The following is a 1,522-nucleotide window of genomic DNA, read 5'->3' on the forward strand; positions in this document are numbered from 1 at the left end:
TATAATCTGAATATGTATACTGTATTTCTTGGATTTTTCATAATTGACCTTAGTTTCATATGCTATTTTTTGAGAATATAATTTCAAATAAAACGCCCTTGTAATTATCCGCTTTATTTTCCTTTATTTTCTAACTTATATATATTAACCCTTTTCTTGAAATTACAGTGATTTTTTTAGGAATGCACCCGAAAAGTGACCTCTCAAAATCGTCTGTAATCGTTTTTTGTGTTTAGGGTAATGTAATTGCACTCGGAAGAGAGAAAGTTTCTTAAAAATGAAAATAGAACCCTTTTAATGTTTTTTCATTTTTCAGGGATCTATTCTCTCTGGGATTTCTATTCTTCTATGTCTTCTTTTACTTCTGCAGATAAAATGTCTTCAGCAAACTTCTTGTAGCCATTATACCCTTTCTTTGCAGCCTTTTTCTTTATTGCTTCTACTACCTTTTCATCAAGATAGAGACTTAAATGCTGCTTTTTCTCTTTCGATTCTTCTTTTGATCTGTTTTCAATTCTTTCTTTGAAAATTTCCAAATCCTTTTTTAAGTACAATCGTTCAGTTGATTTCCCTTTAGCAATCTCTTTAAAGGGCAATATCCCATCTTTAGCTGCATTATGAACGTAAGTCTTAGACTTACTTAGAAATTCAGCTGCTTCTTTTAATGTTAAAGAGTCTTTGTATAATTCCTCTAACTTTTCTACATCTACTTGCTCAAAGCGATATCCGCCATCTGCTTTCCAAGTGGCCATATTGATAGGTTCGATGTGTTTATACTTAATTAAATAGCCTAATTGATTTTTTGTTAAACCTACCCTATCGCATACCTCTTCTAAAGATAAATAGTCCATTTCTCACCTCATCCGAAACTTTCATTCTAGCTGTTGTTTAAATTTTCTTAGTTGATACTTTGTTAAACCGGTTTCTTTTACTACATCTGTGATTGAGTACTCTTTATACTGAAGATACTTAAAAGGATTTTCCATATAACGTTCCCGTACCTTATTAAATGTACTCTTTTTCGATAAAGAATTCAATTGCTCTCCTTTCTCTCGGATGGAATCGAAAATGGGACAACCTTTACAATGTTTGTAGTTTCTCTGTTTTGCCTGTTCTTGCTCATCTGTACAATTCACTGATAGGTTGTTCAGAGGGCAAATTGAACAATGGGTATCTTCTAAGTTATGGATTTCTTGTAAAATTTTCAGACGAAGACTAGTCAAAAAAATCTCCTCCTACCGCATTTGGATTGAAATGTACAAAAAAATCAATTAAACATTTCCATTATACATTACCTAAATAGAAACGTTAAATAATAAGCCAAAAATATATATTTAAACATTTCATTTTATACCACAATAAATTATGTATTTATTGTGGTATAATTAGAATTATAAAATTTTATATAAAAATATTTGTTTAATATTTACTTCTATAAAAGGTTGTGTTTAAATATTATAAATTACGAACATAATAACCAAATTGTAAAATCAAAATCAGATTTTTTTGATAGCAGTCATTT

The 1,522-nt window shown here is 29.6% G+C and carries 2 protein-coding genes; both read right to left on the minus strand.

Translation table 11 applies throughout. From position 1 onward, the window contains the following. Positions 1-338: 338 nt before the first annotated feature. Positions 339-851 (minus strand): helix-turn-helix domain-containing protein, encoded by a 513-nt coding sequence (locus KI369_RS25765; RefSeq protein WP_212958242.1) that lies wholly within the window; start codon positions 849-851, stop codon positions 339-341. A 21-nt stretch (positions 852-872) separates the two neighbouring features. Next, positions 873-1,223, minus strand: coding sequence for a zinc-finger domain-containing protein (locus KI369_RS25770; protein WP_000202840.1), 351 nt, complete (start codon positions 1,221-1,223; stop codon positions 873-875). Positions 1,224-1,522 lie beyond the last annotated feature (299 nt).

The sequence above is a fragment of the Bacillus sanguinis genome (genome assembly GCF_018332475.1).
GTDB classification, from domain to species: domain Bacteria; phylum Bacillota; class Bacilli; order Bacillales; family Bacillaceae_G; genus Bacillus_A; species Bacillus_A sanguinis.